Source organism: Photobacterium swingsii (assembly GCF_024346715.1).
Classification (GTDB): domain Bacteria; phylum Pseudomonadota; class Gammaproteobacteria; order Enterobacterales; family Vibrionaceae; genus Photobacterium; species Photobacterium swingsii.
Genome location: NZ_AP024852.1, coordinates 104,179 through 123,919, shown reverse-complemented (window position 1 = coordinate 123,919; position 19,741 = coordinate 104,179). Strand labels below are relative to the sequence as shown.

The following is a 19,741-nucleotide window of genomic DNA, read 5'->3' as shown; positions in this document are numbered from 1 at the left end:
CCTAATCCACTTTCGGTGGCGTCGAGAATGTGTGGTGAGGCGCGGGTGACGGTACCGTCCACTCAAGGCCCTCCGCTCCATCCCATGGTTTGGCGGCGGCAGGTTCACCACCACGGACACACTTAATGATGACGGCTAAGAAAATAAACTGTGATAAGCCAAACAAGAAGCCACCGATACTGACCACCATGTTCACATCAGCAAACTGCAGCGCATAGTCAGGAATTCGACGCGGCATGCCCGCCAGCCCAAGGAAATGCATCGGGAAAAACAGAATATTGACCGACACCACTGAGCACCAGAAATGCCACTTCGCGAGACGCTCATCAAACATGTACCCGGTCCATTTGGGCAACCAGTAATACGCTGCCGCCATGATCGAAAATATCGCCCCCGACACCAGCACATAATGGAAATGCGCCACCACAAAATAAGTATCGTGATACTGGAAGTCAGCTGGGGTTATCGCCAGCATCAAGCCAGAAAAACCGCCAATGGTGAACAAGATAATAAAAGCGATCGCAAAGAGCATCGGGACTTCAAAAGTCAACGAGCCTCGCCACATAGTGGCCACCCAGTTAAAGACCTTCACCCCCGTTGGCACAGAGATCAACATGGTGCAGTACATAAAGAAGAGCTCTGCCGCCACGGGCATCCCAGTGGTAAACATGTGGTGGGCCCAAACCAAAAAGCTCAAACCTGCAATCGAGGCTGTCGCATACACCATCGAACTGTAACCAAAGAGCTTCTTGCGAGAAAATGCGGGGATAATGGCAGAGATGATACCGAAACTCGGTAAAATCATGATGTAAACTTCAGGATGACCAAAGAACCAAAAAATATGCTGGAACATCACAGGATCGCCCCCACCTGCCGCATCAAAGAAGCTGGTGCCGAAGTACTTATCCGTCAGTACCATGGTAACCGCCCCTGCCAGCACGGGCATCACGGCAATCAGCAAGAAGGCCGTGATCAGCCAAGTCCACACAAATAACGGCATCTTCATATACGTCATGCCGGGCGCACGTAAATTCATGATGGTGACAATCACATTGATTGCCCCCATGATGGAGCTGATCCCCATGATATGAATAGCAAAGACAAACAACCCCGTGCTAGCAGGACTGTACGTCGTTGAAAGTGGCGCGTAGAACGTCCAGCCAAAGTTAGGACCACCGCCTTCCATGAACAGAGAAGCCAGCAACATGGCAAACGCAAATGGGAGAATCCAAAAACTCCAGTTATTCATCCGCGGTAACGCCATATCAGGCGCACCTATCATCAAAGGCACCATCCAGTTTGCCAACCCAGTAAAGGCAGGCATCACAGCACCAAACACCATGATGAGCCCATGAACCGTAGTCATCTGATTAAAAAAGTTAGGCTCAACCAACTGTAACCCGGGCTGGAAAAGCTCAGCACGGATCACCATCGCCATTGCACCGCCCGTTAAGAACATCGCAAAGCTAAACATTAAATACAGCGAGCCGATCTCTTTATGATTGGTGGTCAGCACCCAGCGCATAAGCCCTTTCGGTTGGTGGTGGTGATCATGATGTCCCGTATCGTCATGCGGTGAATGCCCATTATTTGATGGCGTCGAATCAGGCTGCTCAACGTCGGTTTGCTCTCGTAACATATCCGTCATTGGTCTTGCTCCCTTTAAAGATTCTCGCCATTCAACACGGCTTGTACTTCAGCGGCTTGCACCGTATCACCCGTATCATTGCCCCACGCATTCCGCTCGTAAGTGATCACGGCAGCGAGTTCCTTAAGACTTAGCTGAGGGCCAAAAGCCTGCATTGCCGTTCCCGTCTTGCCGTGGACAACAATCGAAATATGCTCAAGTTTTTTACTTTTATCGACCGATAACCCTTGCCCCGCTAACGCTGGGAATGCACCAGGAATCCCTTGGCCAGCCGCTTGGTGACACACCGCACAGCGAGCTTGATAGGTTTTCTCACCCAATGCCATCAGCTCATCCATTGGCATTTGCATATCCAACAAACGCTGCTCTTCTTCACGAGCTTGCTGCTGAGCAACCTTAGTGGTTTGCAGCCATTCTTCGTATTCCACTTGGGTTTTAGCAATGACGACTATCGGCATGAAGCCATGGTCTTTACCACACAGCTCTGCACATTGGCCGCGGTAAATACCTGGCTCTTCAATTCGTGTCCACGCTTCATTAATAAAGCCAGGATTGGCATCCTTTTTCACCGCAAAAGCAGGTACCCACCATGAGTGAATCACGTCTTGCGAGGTAATAAGGAAACGAACTTTTTGCCCAATAGGGAGAATTAATGGGCGATCCACCTCTAACAAATAGTTGTCACGCTTTTCTCGTTCGTTGGCGATCTGGGCGGGAGATGTCGCTAACAGCGAGAAATACTCCACTTCTTGATCAAAATAGCTGTAATGCCACTTCCACTGTGATCCCGTGATCAGGATTGTTAGGTCAGGTTTAGAGGTATCTTCCATCGCCAATAAGGTTTTGGTGGCAGGGATCGCCATCACTATCAAAATCACAAACGGGATTAGCGTCCATAGGATTTCAACTTTAGTACTTTCATGGAAAGAAGCGGCAACAGCGCCACGCGATTGACGATGATGGATAATGGCCCAAAACATCACCCCAAACACGATGATCCCTATCACGACACAGATGTAAAAAATGGTCATGTGAAGGTCAAAAACCTGTTGGCTAATATCAGTGACCCCTTGGGTCATATTAAGTGGCATGGTTTTCGTTTCGGCTGCAACTGGTAGCGCCCAAAAGGCAGCAAACAGCCCATAGAACAATTGGCGAATTGTCACCCCGATCCCTCCCCTGGTAACACCAACAAGACGATATCCCTAAGCATCAAGACAGGAAAAAACACACCTTTCCCGCCCATCAATTAACACTTTATTTACATTTAACTTAGGACATGATCGGGTGATAGCGCAATAAATTACCAGTTAAAAAATAGAGGGATAAACAAACGAAGCAACACCCAAAACAAGATGGTTTTAGGTGAAGGCACTACAGAGGAAAAGCTTTACAGACGGAAGTGAACAACAACAGGAGTCAGGCGATATTTTAGGCTACCCATCTTAGCAACCCAGCGCTGCCATGAACGCCAGCGCCCGCATGGGTGGTCAAACGGGCTCTGACAACTCACTAGCTCGGCCCAAGGTAACCAATTAATAATTTGTTGGCCTGGATCGGCAAAGCCATGTTGGTACTTTTCTGTGCCCATTTTTTGCGCCAACACCGAATCACTGGCATCCCCAGCGAGGACCACGCACGCTTCAAGTTTGCTGAAGTGACAACCAATACGCTGAATAAATTGCGCCAAGTGTTGCTCAGTGCATTGCAATAAGGCCTGATCGCACAATAACAAAACGGGGACAGTATTCATGGCAGGTAATGCCTTGAGCCAACTCAACTCTGTTACCGATCCATTACGCATGGTATAGCGCTCACTTTTATGGAAAAGACGCTCGCGCCACAGGAGATTTTCGTCGGTATCTAACTCGAACCAGCGACATCTTCCGTTATCTAGGCGGTAAAATCGGGTATCTAACCCAGCTCCCACATTAACGACATAGCCATTAGGGTTACGGCGCAAGAACTGTAAGACCACCTTGTCACACTGCAAAGTCAGGGTTGCATGAAGCAACTGCCGCTCAGTGATATTGCCCGATAAACAATCTGGAACAAGATGACATTGACTGCATGCTGCCGCAGCAACAGGATCATAGATAAGGCCGTTATCATCCATGCTTTCACGGCTACGCAGCCACAGCGGCTGCAGTAATTTAGGTGGTATCTTGTAGCGAACTGGACTGCCCATGACTTCTCATCTCCCTATGATCACACTGAATGACAGATACACTCAATGGTGAATACATAAGATGATAATAACTCTCATTAGCTTTTGCAAAGGTATTCTCTGCCTCTTCAGCGTCAAGACAGTATAAAAGGCAGGCAATAAAAAACGCCCGTCTAAATGACGAGCGCTTGATAATAGTGCAGCAATCAAGATGTGAGGCTGAAAATCACATCCAGTCGCTATTGCGAATCACCCCTACCGCAATACCCTCAATAGACAGGTGTTGCTGGCTAAGATCGACCACTATCGGTGCAAAATCTTCATTTTCAGCATGCAGTAGTACCTGTGAGCCTTTTTTCTCTAAACGCTTCACGGTCACATCATCATCAACACGAGCAACAACCACTTGCCCATTGTGCACATCTTGGGTTTTATGTACGGCCAGTAAATCACCATCCATGATGCCAATATCTTTCATACTCATGCCATTTACACGCAGTAGGAAATCAGCATGTGGCTTGAAAAGTGAGGCATCCACTTCATAGTGTGTTTCAACGTGTTCTTGCGCCAAAATAGGCTCACCTGCGGCCACTTGGCCAATAAGCGGTAATCCTTTCTCTTCTGGCTCATCATTACTGGCCACAAGGCGAATGCCTCGTGAAGCACCAGGAATAATTTCAATCACTTGCTTACGCGCAAGTGCCTTTAAATGCTCTTCTGCAGCATTCGCAGAGCGGAATCCGAGTTCACGGGCTATTTCAGCGCGTGTTGGCGGCATTCCAGAATCTTCGATTTTTGCTTTGATTAGCTCAAAGACTTCTTGTTGGCGCGGCGTTAACGGCTTCATAATAGACCCTGTCTTTTTATACAGTCACTGTGAGTATATCCAGTGTTAGCCTGCTTGAAAAGGCACTTGTCGAACAAAACAGCAATTAACTTTAACCAGCCACATATCCCCGCTGAATCAACTAGGGAAATACATTATTACGCAAGATAATTTAGTGACCTCCCTCACTAAACAATTAGTTAGCACAGCAGAACAGCAAAAATGTCACCTTTACCATCTTCTGAGTGATTTTAGCTGCAAGATTACGCGTGTTTAATGATATCCTTGCCTCGTTAAAAAACCGAGGCTAGTAAAAGACATGTCAAGTTGGCAGAAATTTTATCAAAAAACACTCAATTTGCCGCTTTCTCTGCTGGTTAAAACGCATTCAATTCCGTCTAACCCAGTAGAAGATTTGGCGTTAGACTTAGCGCGTCCTATCATCTATATCTTACCCTTCCGTTCGACAACTGATTTGGTAACACTGCGTCGCAGCACAAAAGAGCTTGGCCTTCCAGACCCTCTCGCGCCGCTAGAAATAGGTGATCGCACATTCAATCGCTTTGTCTTTGTCGCAGATGCTCCAAGTATTTTTGGTAGCGATGGTGAATTACCGCCGTCGTCACTGACCCTGTTCACTGAACTGCTAGAGCTGCATAAACAAGATGCTGAGCTTGATATTCAGCTGATCCCTGCATCTATCCTATGGGGCCGTAAACCGGGTAAAGAAACCAACCATAAACCTGTTCTGCGTGCCCTGAATGGCCCAGAGAAAATGTTTACGGTATTAGCCCATGGCCGTGATTGCATGGTGCGCTTAAGCTCGCCAGTATCACTACGCTACATGGCAGATCACCACGGCATTGATAACGCGATTGCCCATAAGCTGGCGCGAGTGGCTAAGATCCACTTCTCACGCCAACAACTGGCTGCATCAGGCCCGAAATTACCCGATCGTCAATTGCTGTTTAAGCGTCTATTAGCGTCGAAAGCCATTGAAAAAGTGGTCGAAGAAGAAGCGCTAAGCCGTGATGTTCCGATCGAGAAAGTGCGCAAAGAAGCCGTCGATATGATGGAAGAAATTGCCGCGAACTTCTCTTACTCGCTGATCCGACACGGCGAGCGTATTCTGGGTTGGTTCTGGAACCGCTTGTACCAAGGCTTGAACATTCACAATGCCCAGCGTGTACGCCAGTTAGCACAAGACGGCCACGAGATTGTGTACGTGCCTTGTCACCGTAGCCATATGGACTACTTACTACTGTCTTATGTACTGTACAAAGAAGGCATGGTGCCACCCCATATTGCGGCGGGTATTAACCTGAACTTCTTCCCTGCAGGCCCTATCTTCCGTCGTGGCGGTGGCTTCTTCATTCGTCGTAGCTTTAAAGGCAACCGCCTGTACTCCACGGTTTTCCGTGAATACTTGGCAGAACTGTTTGCCAAAGGCTATTCCGTTGAATACTTCAGTGAAGGTGGCCGCTCTCGTACAGGTCGTTTGCTACCGGCTAAAACGGGCATGCTGTCAATGACCATTCAAGCCATGCTACGTGGTCTTAACCGCCCTGTTACCCTAGTGCCTGTGTACATAGGTTACGAGCACGTGATGGAAGTCAGCACTTACGCCAAAGAGCTGCAAGGTAAGCGTAAAGAGAAAGAGAACGTCGGCCAAGTGCTACGAACGTTACGTAAACTGCGTAACTTCGGCCAAGGATACGTGAACTTCGGTGAACCTATCCCAATTAATCAATATCTAAACGATCACGCACCTGATTGGCACAAAGATATCGATCCGATTGAGCCGCAACGCCCACACTGGTTAAACCCTGTCGTGAACAGCCTTGCTGTGAAAATGATGACTCACATTAACGATGCAGCAGCCACCAATGCCCTCACCTTGTGTGGCCTTGCATTACTGTCATCACGTCAGCGTGCGCTAAGCCGTGAAGAGCTTGAACAACAGCTGGCTTGTTACTTAGAGTTACTGCGCAATACGCCATATTCCGAGCAGAGCACAGTACCTTCTGAAGATGCTGCAGAGCTGGTTGCCCACGCAATCGAAATGGATAAGTTCTTGGTTGAGCGTGATGCATTGGGTGAAATTGTTTCACTTGATCGCCAGCAGTCAATCTTGATGACCTACTACCGCAACAACATCATTCACTTGTTTGCGCTGCCATCCTTGATCGCCCATATTGTGGTGCAATACCAAACGCTGACAGTCGATGAGATCCACGAGCAAGTTGAAAAACTGTACCCCTTCTTAAAAGCAGAATTATTCCTGCGCTATGAAAAAGAAGAATTAGGGGCAGTGATTGATGAGCTGATCGCAGAACTGGTTCGCCAACGCCTATTGCTCAATGACGGCGTTCATATTTCGATGAACAATGCCCGCATTGGTCCACTGCAACTGCTCGCGCGTACCATTTCTGAAACGCTGCAGCGCTATGCGATTGCATTAACGCTACTGCGTGCTGAACCGCAAATGATGAAGAGCGATTTAGAACAGCAAAGCCAGATGATGGCACAGCGTCTAAGCCGCCTACACGGTATCAATGCGCCAGAGTTCTTCGATAAAGGTGTATTCGCTACGCTGGTGAAAACCTTGCGTGAAGAAGGCTATCTTAACGAAGAGTGCCATGCGGTTTCACGTCCCGTAGAAGAATTGGCCGATCAGTTAGCAAGTATGGTTTCGCCTGAAGTGAAACTCACTATCCACGCGGTCATGAGCCGCGAAGAGCGTGAAATCACTACCGATTAAACCTCGCTAACCTTCAGTATATCAAGCCGCTTTCGAGCGGCTTTTTTTATGTTTGATATTCGATTACAACGCATTTTCATACTGTGAACACGCTTTTTAGCAATAGGCACACCATAGCTAAAAAGCTTATAACCAACAGATTTATATGAATAAAAGTTGAAAATCATTTTCAAATTTATCGCTTTAAGGCTTTTAGTTCACGCTAACCCTAAAACTCTGGCCTTCGCTTACGACTCGGCTCAATCACAAAGACAAAAAAAGCACCCTAAGGTGCTTTTTGGTCGCTGATTAGCCCGAGATAACGACAGTTAGAAACAAACGCTCCAACCAATACCGATACAAATCAACATACCCACGTAGTTATTATTCAAGAACGCCTGAAAACAAGGTTCACGTTCGCGATCTCGCAGTAATAATTGCTGGTAGACAAACAAACCAGAGGCGAGCAGTAGGAACCAGTAATACACCTGACTCAACGACAGCACCATACCCACAGCGATCAATAACCCTAGGGTCGCGAATTGCAAACCACCCACAATCATCTTGTCAAAACGACCAAACAAAATCGCAGTCGACTTAATCCCGACTTTCAAATCATCATCGCGATCAACCATGGCATATTGCGTATCGTAGGCAATTGTCCAAGTAATATTGGCTAAAAACAGCAACCAAGCTGCTGGCGGTAACTCTCCCGACTGGGCAGCGTATGCCATCGGAATAGACCAACCAAATGCCATTCCCAACACTAACTGCGGCAAATGGGTATAGCGCTTCATGAACGGGTATGCCGCCGCCAATAACAACCCCACCACCGACAACATGATGGTTAAGGTATTCATGGTGAGCACTAATAAAAACGAGACCAGTACCAATAAGCCAAACAAGCCCAAGGCTTCACGTTCCGACACTTTACCCGATGGCATCGGGCGGTGGGCGGTCCGCTTTACATGGCCATCAAAGTTACGGTCAGCGTAATCATTAATCACACAGCCTGCGGCACGCATGAAAATCACCCCAAGCACAAAAACAATCAGCACTTCCCAATTAGGAAAGCCATCAGCGGCGAGAAACAGTGCCCATAGTGTCGGCCAAAGTAACAACAAGCTGCCAATTGGTCGATCAAATCGGGCAAGTTGACAATACGCTTTCGCCTTAGTCATCGCTAACATTGACTCTCCTTGGTGTAGATAGGGGCCTGCGCAAGAAACAGTTCAGCCACCAGCAAAGGTTTTTCGTTTATCCATAAGCGAGAACGGCGTGCCCACAAAGGCTGATGTGCCGTACCAACATCGGCAACCTCTAACGCATCGCGGCGGGCGCTACGATCGGTAAAAACACGAAAGCCCAGAGGCATTTCGCCTAATTGTTCGAGGTCACTTTCCTGCCCTGTTAGCGTAGAAATCGGGATCAAGGTGCGCGCAAATACCCAAGGTTGGCCATCACCTTGTAATATCACTTTTCGCATCAGGCAATCGGCATCACCAATCAATGCGCGTTCATCATCCTTTAACGCAGAACGAGGAATCTTAACCTGCTCAATCAGCGACACAGTAAATGCGTCACAATGGCGCTGAAAGCGACGTGACAATGACTCCTGTTCAAGCAACCAATGCCCGATTTCGGTGCCCTCAATGCCTAAGTGATCCGGTAATTGCCACTTAGCACCATCTAATAGGGGTTTGTACAACTGCTTGAATTTCGACATTTTTCCAAATCAAATTCTGCCTCGCATCCATAAAATAGCTTGGTAGAATGTGGTTAATTTATTACCATAAAGAGTCACTATTGTAGCAAGCTGTAACGGGTACGAATATCGTTACGATCGAAAGAAAACGATTCCTGACAGGTAATTCCCACAAACTGATGAATATTATGATGAAATCAAAACTCGTTAACCTTGTGCTACTGCTCACTTGCGTACTTTTTTCTCCACTTTCCCTTGCTGAAGAAGAGAATGCACCGGCGAAACCGCAATATTCGTATTACACGTTAGCGCCCGATATTACGACCAACTATGTTACCCAAGGCAACCGCTTAGGTTACTTGCGTCTACAGGTAGACCTGATGGTTATCGACCCAAGTTTGGTCAAAATCGTAGAAGAACATTCACCACTGATCCGCGATGCCATCATCACGATTATCGGCCGACAACCAGAGGCAAAAGTAAAATCACTGGCTGGGCGTGAAGAAATTCGCCAAGCATGTCTAGATACAGTAAACGAGCTATTAATCGCCGAAACCAATCAAAAGCTGCTGACAGAACTACTATTTACTAAGTATTTATACCAGTAATCCCCCTTTCCTTGTGGGTCAGTAAGAAACGCAAAAAGGCACTCCGAAGAGTGCCTTTTTTGTTTTCAACAACCAGAACAATTTAGCTTAAGTACGCCATCTACGCAGCAGCCTCAGCTTGTGGCACATGGGCTTTCAGGTATTCAGCCACCGCTTGCTGTTGCTCTTGCGATAGGTATAGGCCCAGTTTGCTCCGACGCCATAACGCATCTTCCGCTGTTTGGACAAATTCGTGTGCCACCAAGTAATCCAACTCACGTCCAGTAAGGCCCTGACCAAAGTCAGCCCCCATTTGATCTTTATCCGTCACGTCGGCAACCAAGTGTAATGCGCGTTCGCCATAGTTCGTCAACCAGCGATCAACCGTAAAATTATCTAACCAAGGGCATTGCAGCATAAGTTGTTGCTGAGCATGCTCACGGTTAAATTGTGCACTCGCCCCCGGCAAGTATGAATCTGCCGTCCACGAGGGTTTCATCTGAGAGAAGAAAGGCGATAGATGGTTCATGGCCGCCTCTGCCAGTTTACGATAGGTCGTTAACTTGCCACCAAAGATAGATAATAAGGGTGCATTCTGCCCCTCTTGATCCAGCTCTAAGGTGTAATCACGGGTAATGGCCTGCGGCGAGTCAGATTCGTCATCACACAGTGGACGTACACCGCTGTAGGTCCACACCACATCGGCACGTTGCAACGACTTTTTAAAATGATTGTTGTAGACATCCAGCAAGTAGTTAATTTCATTTTCATCGATCGCCACTTCACGCGGATCGCCTTGGTATTCAACATCCGTGGTGCCAATAATCGAAAAGCGGTCTAAATACGGGATCACAAAGACGATACGGTTATCTTCATTTTGCAAAATATAGGCTTGCGGCTGATCGTGTACGCGTGGCACCACTATGTGTGAGCCTTTAATTAAGCGAATATTACGCGGTGAGGCTTGCGCTAGGCTGTGATCAAAGAAGGCTTTCACCCAAGGGCCAGCAGCATTGACGAGTGCGTGAGAGCGACGCTCAAACGTTTGATTCGTTTGCGTATCCAAGATAGTGACACGCCAAATATCACCGTCACGTACGGCTTGTTCAACACGGCAACGATTACGGACCTCTCCGCCCTTTTCTGCGGTTTCCATCGCATTCAAAATCACTAAGCGGGCATCATCAACCCAACAATCTGAGTACTCAAAACCACGGGTGATCTCAGGAGCTAATACCGAATCGGCACCAAACTTAAGGCCTTCACTCGCTGGTAGCGTTGTGCGCTTACCAAGGTGGTCATACAGAAATAACCCCGCACGGATCATCCAAGAAGGACGAAGGTGAGGACGATGAGGTAAACGAAAGCGCATCGGGCGGGCAATGTGTGGAGCCTTACGTAATAGCACTTCACGCTCAGCCAAGGCTTCACCCACCAAACGAAACTCATAATGCTCTAAGTAACGTAAACCACCATGAATTAACTTCGAACTTGCCGATGAAGTAGCAGAAGCAAAATCACTGGCCTCATACAAACCCACTTTCAAGCCACGGCCAGCAGCATCGGCGGCAATACCCGCTCCATTAATACCACCACCGACAACAATTACGTCGAGCACTTCATTGCGTTCTACTACCATGCGATCTACCTCACCTTTAACCAAGACTCTTCGTTAATCTCAAAACCGAAACAAAACGAACATCAAAATGCTCGAATGCGAACATAGTATCGAACATATTGATCAAGATCATCACAATTCTTGCTGTTTATTCGTACAGCATGATCATTAGCACAAAAAAAACGGGCTACCCAATAAGGATAGCCCGTTCGTTTTCGAAAATAGTTTGGGTTAAGCAATAATCTCTAAATGAATTTCATGCTCAACAACACGTTTGTTCAATTCTTGTGGCGGTTGCTGATCGGTGAACAGCATATCTATTTGGCTAATATCACCTAAATTCACCATAGCATTACGACCAAATTTAGTGTGGTCGACCCCCAACATGACGCAACGGCTATTTTCAATAATGGCCTGTTTGACACGAACTTCATGGTAATCAAAGTCTAACAAGGAGCCATCAAGGTCGATGCCACTGATACCCATAATCCCGAAGTCTAATCGGAATTGTGAAATGAAATCGAGGGTCGCTTCACCGACGATACCGCCATCACGGTTACGCACTTCACCACCCGCCAAAATAACGCGGAAATCATCTTTCCCCGTCAGAATACTCGCGACATTCAGGTTGTTTGTCACCACGCGCAGATCATTGTGATCCAGCAAAGCACGGGCAACCGCTTCAGGGGTGGTACCAATATCAATAAATAAAGTCGCACCATCAGGAATGTGAGATGCCATTGCTTGAGCAATGCGGTCTTTTTCAGCCAATTGCATCACTTTACGGGTGCTGTACGAAGTATTAACGGAACTCGAAGGAATGGTCGCGCCACCATGGTGACGGCGAATTTTGTTGTCAGCCGCCATCTCGTTTAAATCACGACGGATTGTTTGTGGGCTGACGTTAAAGCGATCGACTAAATCGTCGGTACTGACATAGCCTTGTGTTTTCACAAGATCGATAATTTCTTGATGACGTTTGCTCTGCTTCACTGCTCACGCGGCTCCTGGTTACAACAAGGCTCCGCGAATACGGAGCCTTGTCATATTACCTACAGCACTCTAAAGATGCCAATGATGGCGATCTCAATCATGCATTTTGTTCTGTTACATGATGGTCATGCTCGATTTTTTTCTCACCCACCAATGCCAGTGTTAGGAAGAAAATAGATAAACCACACGATGCTGTCAGTACAAGGAAGCCACCATCCCAACCAAAGTGGTCAACGGTGTAACCTAAGATAGCATTCGCTGCTACAGCACCACCTAGGTAACCAAATAGACCTGTTAGGCCAGCTGCCGTACCCGCTGCTTTCTTCGGTGCTAGCTCTAGTGCGTATAGACCAATCAACATAACTGGACCATAAATCAAGAAGCCGATTGCAACTAGCGCCATCATATCGATTGACGGGTTACCCGGTGGGTTGAACCAGTAAACCAATACTGCCACTGTCACCAATGCCATGAACAGAATACCAGCAGGTGCACGACGGCCTTTGAAGAATTTATCCGACATCCAACCACACAATAGCGTACCTGGAATACCTGCCCACTCGTAAAGGAAGTATGCCCACGATGATTTATCCACCGTAAAGTGTTTCACTTCGCTTAGGTAAACCGGTGCCCAGTCCAATACGCCGTAGCGAATCAAGTAAACAAACGCATTCGCAATCGCAATGAACCAAAGCAGTTTGTTATTGAAAACGTACTTGAAGAAAATTTCCTTCGCCGTCATCTCTTTTTCATGTGATTCATCGTAGCTATCTGGGTAGTCATTTTTATGCTCTTCGATTGAAGGCAGACCACAAGATTGCGGTGTATCACGCATTACCAATAAGCTGAATACAGCAACCAAGATTGCAAAGAAAGCAGGCACATAGAAAGCAGAACGCCAGTCATCGTTAAACGCCCACAGACCCAGTAGGAACATAGGACCAATCAAACCACCACCCACGTTATGGGCAACGTTCCAAACGGATACTATCTCACCACGCTCTTTGCGCGACCACCAGTGCACCATGGTTCGTCCACAAGCAGGCCAGCCCATACCTTGGAACCAACCGTTAAGGAACAAGAGGATAAACATCGCAGCGATACTGCCTGTCGCCCATGGCATAAAGCCAAAGCACAACATCACCAGTGCGGACATGGTCAAACCTGCGGCTAAAAAGTAGCGAGGGTTTGAACGGTCAGACACATTCCCCATCAAAAATTTGGATAAACCGTAAGCGATTGATACAGCGGCTAAGGCAACACCCAGCTCACCGCGACTATAACCATATTCTTCAATAAGGAATGGCATTGCCAAACTGAAGTTTTTACGTACTAGGTAATAACCGGCATAACCGAAGAAAATACCAGCAAATAATTGCCAACGAAGGCGCTTATAGACGGGATCAATTTGATCGCCGCCTAACCGCTCTATATGAGCAGCAGGACGAAACAAGCCAAACATAAGATGTTCCTTAATTTAATATTCTTATGGCGATGGTGAAAGTGACGCATAGGGATAGAGTGAGCGTTTAAAAAGTGAAAACGCTCAAAGTGCGCAAATTATTGCGCGAACAAACAACAAAAACCGTGAAAACAATCATAAACGAAGATTAAGTTTGCACTTAACAGCAAATTACGGCTCTTTTTTACTCAGAAGTTGATCATGATTCATTATTCAACACGTTTGGTAACGATGCAGAAGTGAACAGTTCGTTGTTTTTTTATCTATTTGAATCAAAAAAGAAAAAACGCAGCCTTGGCGGGCTGCGTTTATCAAGATGTTTGCGAGTATATATGAATATTAATCGCTATTAAGCATGACTTGGTGCTCGTTTGGCATCAATAAAGCCCAATGCGCACCCGCTCAACAAACCGAACAAATGCGCCATATTCGCTATCGACATGCCAAAGGGTTCAGCAAACCCTATCACCAGCCATGCCAACATAAAGATCACATAAGGCTTGGGTAACACTAATCCCCGCTCAGGCGCGAGCCAACCTAGCCACCAGATGTAACCCATCAAGGCATACACCACGCCCGATAAGCCACCAAAATTAGGTCCATGTAACCAAAACTGAGCAAACCCAGAGATCAACGCTGAAAACAAGAAGACCTGAAGTAATTTACCACTGCCACTGTGTTGCTCTAGCTGGCCACCAAGAATCCACCACCACAAGCAGTTAAAAACAATGTGCAGCGTCGAGAAGTGGATCAACGCATGAGAAAAATAGCGCCACAACTGCCATTCATCACCTTGCATGGTCGGAAAATGCGTCAGAGCAAAGATAGGCTGACGAAAGCCTAAAAACCACAAGACATAAATGGTGATCACAACCACCATCACCGACAAGCTAAACGGACCTGCTTGGGTTTTTACCATCTTGAGCAAACTGGGGTTCTGGTAATAGAACTTAGCGGTACGGCTTTCCGCAACATCCCATGATGCTGCGGCATAGCGTTTTGCATAAGGATCCGCAATAAACGCAGCCAGTTCAGCTTCCACTTCAACCAAATGCTGACTATCAGCTAGCCACAAGGCAAAGACCCCTTCAGGCTCTGATGCCATCTGGATGGTAATACCGCGGGAGGCCATATAATCAATAAAGGCTTGTCCCTGGCGAGGGTTGGGAAGTCCGACTAACCGATGCATTGTTCATTACTCCGCTTTATTACTGCTCTTTAGCTGGGTAGCCTTCACGACGCCATGCCTCAAAACCACCATCCATACTATACACCGCATCATACCCTTGATTAATCAGATATTGAGCCGCACCTTGGCTGCTAATACCGTGATAGCACATCACAATCACTGGCTGCTCAAAATCCACTTCATCCATCAAACGCACCATGGTGTCATTGGTCAGGTGAAATGCATTATGTGGGTGTGCAAGGGTATGTGATTGAGGATCGCGAATGTCCACCAATACGGCTTGCTCTTGCTGCAGCATGCTATAAGCATCCTGCACTGAAATATGTTCAAACTGTTCCATTCACTTTCTCACTTTCTGTTGAATAGGGTCTGAATCAAAGATCCGACCGCTTTATTATTAGATCCATAATATGTGACGATCGTCCGTTTTGCGATCATTGCATGGCTATCGCAACGTCTTGCCACAGTCTCGCCATTGTATCCTATCTAGTTACTCACAACCTCGCACAGAAAATGTGGGCTTATCCACACCGACGAGGTTGTGCATAAACCCAGCAATGACAAGGCGTTGATCGCACATTGATAGAACACTCAGTGAAAAAGCGATCACAAAGCGACCAACTGTGGAAAAGTCTGTGAATTACGTTGATAATGTGTTTTCTAGATTTAGGATCCACTACATATAGTTTGGATCCATCATAAGCTGTGGATAAAACGGTGAGTAATACACAAAGCTACTCACAAATGTGAGGTAACTCCCAAATTTCAGGCACAAAAAAGCCGGTATCATACCGGCTTCATTTTTATGATGATCAGCTATGCGCGTAAGATCCTAAAATAGGTCACCTACCGCTGCTTTTAGCTTCTTCATTGCGTTCTTTTCTAGCTGACGAATACGCTCTGCAGATACACTGTACTCATCGGCCAGTTCCTGCAACGTTGTTTTCTCATCATCTAACCAACGCGAACGCACAATATGCTGACTGCGTTCGTCAAGGGTTGCTAACGCGTGCGATAAACGGTTATTGGCGTGTGATTCCCAGTTATTTTCTTCATGGCTTAAGGCCACATCAGACGCTTTGTCTTCGAGGAAATAAACAGGTGCCGTGTAACCACTATTACGATCGTCATCTTCAGCTGGCATTTCAAACGTTGGATCTTGCGCAGCTAAACGTGATTCCATCTCACGCACTTCAGAAGCTTCCACACCGAGCTGTTCAGCTACCATGTTCACTTCTGCATTGTTAAACCAGCCCAAACGCTTTTTCGCTTTGCGCAGATTAAAGAACAATTTGCGTTGTGCTTTGGTGGTTGCCACTTTCACAATACGCCAGTTACGTAATACGTATTCGTGAATTTCAGCCTTAATCCAATGCACAGCAAATGAAACTAATCGAACCCCAACTTCCGGGTTGAAGCGTTTCACGGCTTTCATTAAACCTATATTGCCCTCTTGCACCAAATCCGCCATAGGTAAACCATAGCCAGAATAACCGCGTGCAATATGAACAACAAAACGCAGGTGCGACATGACGAGTGCTTTCGCTGAATCGATATCACCGTCGTAATGCAAACGTTCAGCAAGCTCACGTTCGCGCTCAGCGGTCAGCATTGGATAGCCGTTTACGGTCTGGATATAGCTATCCAAACTATCAGCGGAAACCAAAGCCATTGAAGACATCGCTTGTGCCATGTAAAAAACCTCGTGTGTTTTTTATACGAATGAAAAGTTACTTGAACCGCCTATAATGCCTAAAAAGGCACCCCGGTTGCAAGCAGGCTGGGTAAACTACACCAATTATTGACAAAAAAATGTCAGACAGGTTCAATTTCTTTCAAATGACGCCCTGCCGATAAGCGTGCAGCACCTAAGCCAAGAAACGCTGAAATCATCAATAAGATTAAGGTTTCATCCCAGCTTAAGCCCACCAAACGATAGCTACTTTCATATAAACCCGCTAAGGTCGCAACTGCACTGTCGAGTAATATGGTCACTATGGCCGTCACCACCCAAGCGCTGATCCCACCAATCAGGCCGTACCAAACACCGGTATAGAGGTAAGGTCGTAAGATAAATTGATCGGTTGCACCAACCAATTTCATCACTTGAATTTCATCTTTTTGGTTCAGCACTTGTAAGCGCAAGGTGTTGCCGACAATCAAGAAAACAGCGATCAGCATCAAGCCAGATACTATCATTGCCAAAGTAATGGCAAGTTGCTTGATCGCAGCAAGGCGTTGTAGCCAATCACTGTCTAGTCGCACTTCAGCAATAGCGGATTCTGTTCGCAGCTTTGCAGCGAGTGCCGTTGCTTGTGTACTGCTTTGCCAATTTTCAGTTGGGCGGATCACCATTACTGCAGGTAGTGGGTTCTCATCCAATAAACTTAATGCCTGATCAAAGCCTGCATTTTGACGAAATTGCTGTAAGCCTTCATCGGGAGAAATGTATTCAACACTCTCAATTTCAGACCAACCTCGCAATTCACCAGCAAGGCGATTTGCCGTTGGCTCTGCCACGCCCTCTTCTATATAGAGGGTCAATTGCGTTGGGCTTTGCCACGCTTGCGCAACCAAGGCGACATTTTTCGCCAGTAGATAGAAAGTCGCAGGCAAAGTCAGGGCTAACGCCAGCACCGCCAGTGTTAATACATTGCCAAGCGGACGCTTAAATAAATCTTGTAAGGCCGCGACAGCTTGCTGTTTATGAATCGCAAAGAAACCACCTTTATTACGCGCCACGAGTCAGCTCCCTTAAACAACCTTGTTGCAAATCGAGTCGACGATAGTTTCGTGAATTCAGCAGTGATGTATCATGGGTTGCCATTAATACACTGACGCCAACTCGGTTAAATTCTTCAAATAAATCCATCACTTGCTGTGACAGCGCTGCATCGAGATTACCAGTAGGTTCATCCGCCAGCAGCAGCATAGGTTTATTCACAACCGCTCGGGCTATACCGACACGTTGTTGTTCACCGCCCGATAACTGCAGCGGTAAACAGCGGGCTTTATCCAATAAGCCCACTTTATCTAATGCGGCTGAAACACGACGTTTAATATCGGTTTCAGACGCTTGCTCAACACGCAATGGTAATGCCACATTGTCGTAAACAGTACGGTCGAGCAAGAGCTTATGATCTTGGAAAATCATCCCAATGTTACGACGCAAAAACGGAATATCTTTATTGCTCAAACGGCTAATATCATGGCCATTAAAGAATATTTTGCCGTCATTTGGTCGTTCAATGGCGCAAATCAATTTCAGCAAGGTACTTTTACCAGCCCCTGAGTGACCTGTTAAAAAAGCCATATCGGTCTTTTGTAGATGAAAATCTACTTTTTGTAAGGCAGGGCTGCCACCACCACCGCGATATACTTTACTTACCTGCTGAAATCGAATCACGAATTAACCCTCGTCACTAAATAGCGCTTCAATAAACTCATCGGCGGCAAATGGACGTAAGTCATCAATGCCTTCACCAATACCAATGTAGCGGATTGGAATGTTAAATTGATCAGCAATCGCAAAAATGACCCCGCCTTTTGCAGTGCCATCAAGTTTGGTCAATGTAATGCCCGATACTGGCGCCACATCACTAAAGAGTTTCGCTTGGCTAATCGCATTTTGTCCCGTGCCTGCATCGACAGTGAGCATAATTTCATGCGGTGCTTCTGGATCCACTTTCTTCATTACGCGCACAATTTTGCGTAATTCTTCCATTAAGTGACCTTTATTCTGCAAGCGGCCTGCGGTATCAGCAATCACAACATCAACATTCTTCGCTTTAGCCGACTCAATCGCATCAAAGATCACTGACGCACTATCCGCGCCAGTGTGTTGAGCAACAACAGGGACGTTATTACGCTCACCCCACACTTGTAGCTGCTCAACTGCAGCAGCACGGAAGGTATCACCCGCCGCAAGCATGACAGACTTGCCTTCACGCTCAAATTGCTTAGCCAGCTTACCGATAGTGGTGGTTTTACCCACACCATTAACACCGACCATCAAGATAACAAACGGCTTTTTAGTGGTGTCGATCACTAGCGGTTGCTCTACCTTCGCTAGCATATCACTGAGCTCTTCGCGAAGTTGGCCGTATAGCGCTTCACCATCTTTGAGGTCTTTACGGCTGGCACGATCGGTCAAGTTCTCAATGATTTTAACCGTAGTGTCCATACCAACATCGGCGATCAGTAATTGCTCTTCTAGCTCTTCGTACAGCTCATCATCAATTTTCTTACCGCTAAATAGGTCAAAAAAACCAGAGCCGAAGTTCATTTTTGTCTTCTTAAGACCACGCATTAGACGTGCAAAGAAGCCTTCACTCTTTGGTTTCTCTTGCTCGTGCACCTCTACGGCTTGTGCTTCAGCTTCTTCCGCCGCTTTGGCTACGGCCTGCGCTTCAGCTTCTTCCGCTGCTTTGGCTGCGGCCTGCGCTTCAGCCTCTTCAGCCTCTTCCGCCGCTTTGGCTGCGGCCTGCGCTTCAGCCTCTTCCGCCGCTTTGGCTACGGCCTGCGCTTCGGCTTCTTCAGCCGCTTTGGCTGCGGCTTGTGCTTCTGCGTCTTCCGCCGCTTTAGCTGCGGCTTGTGCTTCAGCATCTGCCGCCGCTTGGGTATCCGTTTCTTGTTGCGCAGTTTCGTCTACAGCAGGTTGTTCAACATTCGATTCTGCTTTTTCTTCAGAACCAAACCCTAGCCACGAAAATAAACCGCGTTTCTTTTTTTCTGCCATTGGCAAATCCTACAGCTTGATTGGTACAATTATCATCATGTCAGCCTGTTGAGTTAAACCTAACTCAT

17 protein-coding genes are annotated in these 19,741 nt (G+C 46.9%); 2 read left to right on the top strand and 15 right to left on the bottom strand.

From position 1 onward, the window contains the following. Position 1 precedes the first annotated feature (1 nt). The 4 genes from ctaD to lexA form a co-directional block, all read right to left on the bottom strand. Positions 2 to 1,648, bottom strand: coding sequence for a cytochrome c oxidase subunit I (gene ctaD, locus OCU77_RS00555; protein WP_048898791.1), 1,647 nt, complete (start codon positions 1,646 to 1,648; stop codon positions 2 to 4). A 14-nt stretch (positions 1,649 to 1,662) separates the two neighbouring features. After that, positions 1,663 to 2,814 carry a cytochrome c oxidase subunit II gene (coxB, locus tag OCU77_RS00550; protein WP_048898790.1) on the bottom strand — a complete coding sequence of 384 codons (1,152 nt, stop codon included), beginning with the start codon at positions 2,812 to 2,814 and terminating at the stop codon, positions 1,663 to 1,665. A gap of 224 nt (positions 2,815 to 3,038) precedes the next feature. Beyond that, complete coding sequence (locus OCU77_RS00545) at positions 3,039 to 3,836, bottom strand: class I SAM-dependent methyltransferase (protein WP_048898789.1); 798 nt, start codon at positions 3,834 to 3,836, stop codon at positions 3,039 to 3,041. Positions 3,837 to 4,041: 205 nt separating this feature from the next. Continuing rightward, complete coding sequence (gene lexA / locus OCU77_RS00540) at positions 4,042 to 4,662, bottom strand: transcriptional repressor LexA (protein ID WP_048898788.1); 621 nt, start codon at positions 4,660 to 4,662, stop codon at positions 4,042 to 4,044. Positions 4,663 to 4,960: 298 nt separating this feature from the next. Between lexA and plsB the strand changes: the two genes are divergently transcribed. Next, a complete protein-coding gene (gene plsB / locus OCU77_RS00535; RefSeq protein WP_048898787.1) occupies positions 4,961 to 7,402 on the top strand; it encodes a glycerol-3-phosphate 1-O-acyltransferase PlsB in 2,442 nt (813 codons plus the stop codon). Between the two features lie 308 nt (positions 7,403 to 7,710). Here plsB and ubiA read toward each other — a convergent pair whose 3' ends face one another. Together ubiA and OCU77_RS00525 are read right to left on the bottom strand one after the other, a co-directional pair. Next, entirely contained in the window at positions 7,711 to 8,571 is an 861-nt protein-coding gene (ubiA, locus tag OCU77_RS00530; protein ID WP_048898786.1) for a 4-hydroxybenzoate octaprenyltransferase, read from the bottom strand. Then, positions 8,565 to 9,107 (bottom strand): chorismate--pyruvate lyase family protein, encoded by a 543-nt coding sequence (locus OCU77_RS00525; protein ID WP_048898785.1) that lies wholly within the window; start codon positions 9,105 to 9,107, stop codon positions 8,565 to 8,567. Before OCU77_RS00525 ends, ubiA begins: the two co-directional genes overlap by 7 nt. 167 nt (positions 9,108 to 9,274) lie before the next feature. Between OCU77_RS00525 and OCU77_RS00520 the strand changes: the two genes are divergently transcribed. Continuing rightward, the gene (locus OCU77_RS00520) at positions 9,275 to 9,694 is read left to right on the top strand and encodes a flagellar basal body-associated protein FliL (protein ID WP_084711785.1); all 420 of its coding nucleotides are present in this window, start codon (positions 9,275 to 9,277) and stop codon (positions 9,692 to 9,694) included. Between the two features lie 100 nt (positions 9,695 to 9,794). On the opposite strand, the gene glpD is transcribed toward OCU77_RS00520, so the two are convergent. From glpD to ftsY, 9 genes are all read right to left on the bottom strand, one after another. Then, positions 9,795 to 11,312 carry a glycerol-3-phosphate dehydrogenase gene (gene glpD, locus OCU77_RS00515; protein ID WP_048898784.1) on the bottom strand — a complete coding sequence of 506 codons (1,518 nt, stop codon included), beginning with the start codon at positions 11,310 to 11,312 and terminating at the stop codon, positions 9,795 to 9,797. A 210-nt stretch (positions 11,313 to 11,522) separates the two neighbouring features. Beyond that, complete coding sequence (locus tag OCU77_RS00510) at positions 11,523 to 12,284, bottom strand: DeoR/GlpR family transcriptional regulator (protein ID WP_048898783.1); 762 nt, start codon at positions 12,282 to 12,284, stop codon at positions 11,523 to 11,525. A 97-nt stretch (positions 12,285 to 12,381) separates the two neighbouring features. Continuing rightward, the gene (gene glpT / locus OCU77_RS00505) at positions 12,382 to 13,746 is read right to left on the bottom strand and encodes a glycerol-3-phosphate transporter (protein WP_048898782.1); all 1,365 of its coding nucleotides are present in this window, start codon (positions 13,744 to 13,746) and stop codon (positions 12,382 to 12,384) included. 349 nt (positions 13,747 to 14,095) lie between these two features. Beyond that, positions 14,096 to 14,935, bottom strand: a complete 840-nt coding sequence (glpG, locus tag OCU77_RS00500) for a rhomboid family intramembrane serine protease GlpG (protein ID WP_048898781.1) — start codon at positions 14,933 to 14,935, stop codon at positions 14,096 to 14,098. A 19-nt stretch (positions 14,936 to 14,954) separates the two neighbouring features. Next, positions 14,955 to 15,275 carry a thiosulfate sulfurtransferase GlpE gene (glpE, locus tag OCU77_RS00495; RefSeq protein WP_048898780.1) on the bottom strand — a complete coding sequence of 107 codons (321 nt, stop codon included), beginning with the start codon at positions 15,273 to 15,275 and terminating at the stop codon, positions 14,955 to 14,957. A 492-nt stretch (positions 15,276 to 15,767) separates the two neighbouring features. Continuing rightward, positions 15,768 to 16,628 (bottom strand): RNA polymerase sigma factor RpoH, encoded by an 861-nt coding sequence (gene rpoH / locus OCU77_RS00490; RefSeq protein WP_048898779.1) that lies wholly within the window; start codon positions 16,626 to 16,628, stop codon positions 15,768 to 15,770. A 122-nt stretch (positions 16,629 to 16,750) separates the two neighbouring features. Beyond that, entirely contained in the window at positions 16,751 to 17,677 is a 927-nt protein-coding gene (gene ftsX / locus OCU77_RS00485) for a permease-like cell division protein FtsX (RefSeq protein WP_048898778.1), read from the bottom strand. After that, positions 17,667 to 18,341 (bottom strand): cell division ATP-binding protein FtsE, encoded by a 675-nt coding sequence (gene ftsE, locus OCU77_RS00480; RefSeq protein ID WP_048898777.1) that lies wholly within the window; start codon positions 18,339 to 18,341, stop codon positions 17,667 to 17,669. The genes ftsX and ftsE overlap by 11 nt, the downstream gene beginning before the upstream one ends. Before the next feature lie 3 nt (positions 18,342 to 18,344). Then, the gene (gene ftsY, locus OCU77_RS00475) at positions 18,345 to 19,673 is read right to left on the bottom strand and encodes a signal recognition particle-docking protein FtsY (protein WP_107302818.1); all 1,329 of its coding nucleotides are present in this window, start codon (positions 19,671 to 19,673) and stop codon (positions 18,345 to 18,347) included. Positions 19,674 to 19,741: the final 68 nt, after the last annotated feature.

What these genes read in the sequence shown, in the direction of transcription:
- ctaD (WP_048898791.1), bottom strand. Translation starts at nt 1,648, where the DNA reads ATGACGGATATGTTACGAGAGCAAACCGACGTTGAGCAGCCTGATTCG.
- OCU77_RS00545 (WP_048898789.1), bottom strand. Translation starts at nt 3,836, where the DNA reads ATGGGCAGTCCAGTTCGCTACAAGATACCACCTAAATTACTGCAGCCG.
- lexA (WP_048898788.1), bottom strand. Translation starts at nt 4,662, where the DNA reads ATGAAGCCGTTAACGCCGCGCCAACAAGAAGTCTTTGAGCTAATCAAA.
- plsB (WP_048898787.1), top strand. Translation starts at nt 4,961, where the DNA reads ATGTCAAGTTGGCAGAAATTTTATCAAAAAACACTCAATTTGCCGCTT.
- ubiA (WP_048898786.1), bottom strand. Translation starts at nt 8,571, where the DNA reads ATGTTAGCGATGACTAAGGCGAAAGCGTATTGTCAACTTGCCCGATTT.
- OCU77_RS00525 (WP_048898785.1), bottom strand. Translation starts at nt 9,107, where the DNA reads ATGTCGAAATTCAAGCAGTTGTACAAACCCCTATTAGATGGTGCTAAG.
- OCU77_RS00520 (WP_084711785.1), top strand. Translation starts at nt 9,275, where the DNA reads ATGATGAAATCAAAACTCGTTAACCTTGTGCTACTGCTCACTTGCGTA.
- glpD (WP_048898784.1), bottom strand. Translation starts at nt 11,312, where the DNA reads ATGGTAGTAGAACGCAATGAAGTGCTCGACGTAATTGTTGTCGGTGGT.
- glpT (WP_048898782.1), bottom strand. Translation starts at nt 13,746, where the DNA reads ATGTTTGGCTTGTTTCGTCCTGCTGCTCATATAGAGCGGTTAGGCGGC.
- glpG (WP_048898781.1), bottom strand. Translation starts at nt 14,935, where the DNA reads ATGCATCGGTTAGTCGGACTTCCCAACCCTCGCCAGGGACAAGCCTTT.
- glpE (WP_048898780.1), bottom strand. Translation starts at nt 15,275, where the DNA reads ATGGAACAGTTTGAACATATTTCAGTGCAGGATGCTTATAGCATGCTG.
- rpoH (WP_048898779.1), bottom strand. Translation starts at nt 16,628, where the DNA reads ATGGCACAAGCGATGTCTTCAATGGCTTTGGTTTCCGCTGATAGTTTG.
- ftsY (WP_107302818.1), bottom strand. Translation starts at nt 19,673, where the DNA reads ATGGCAGAAAAAAAGAAACGCGGTTTATTTTCGTGGCTAGGGTTTGGT.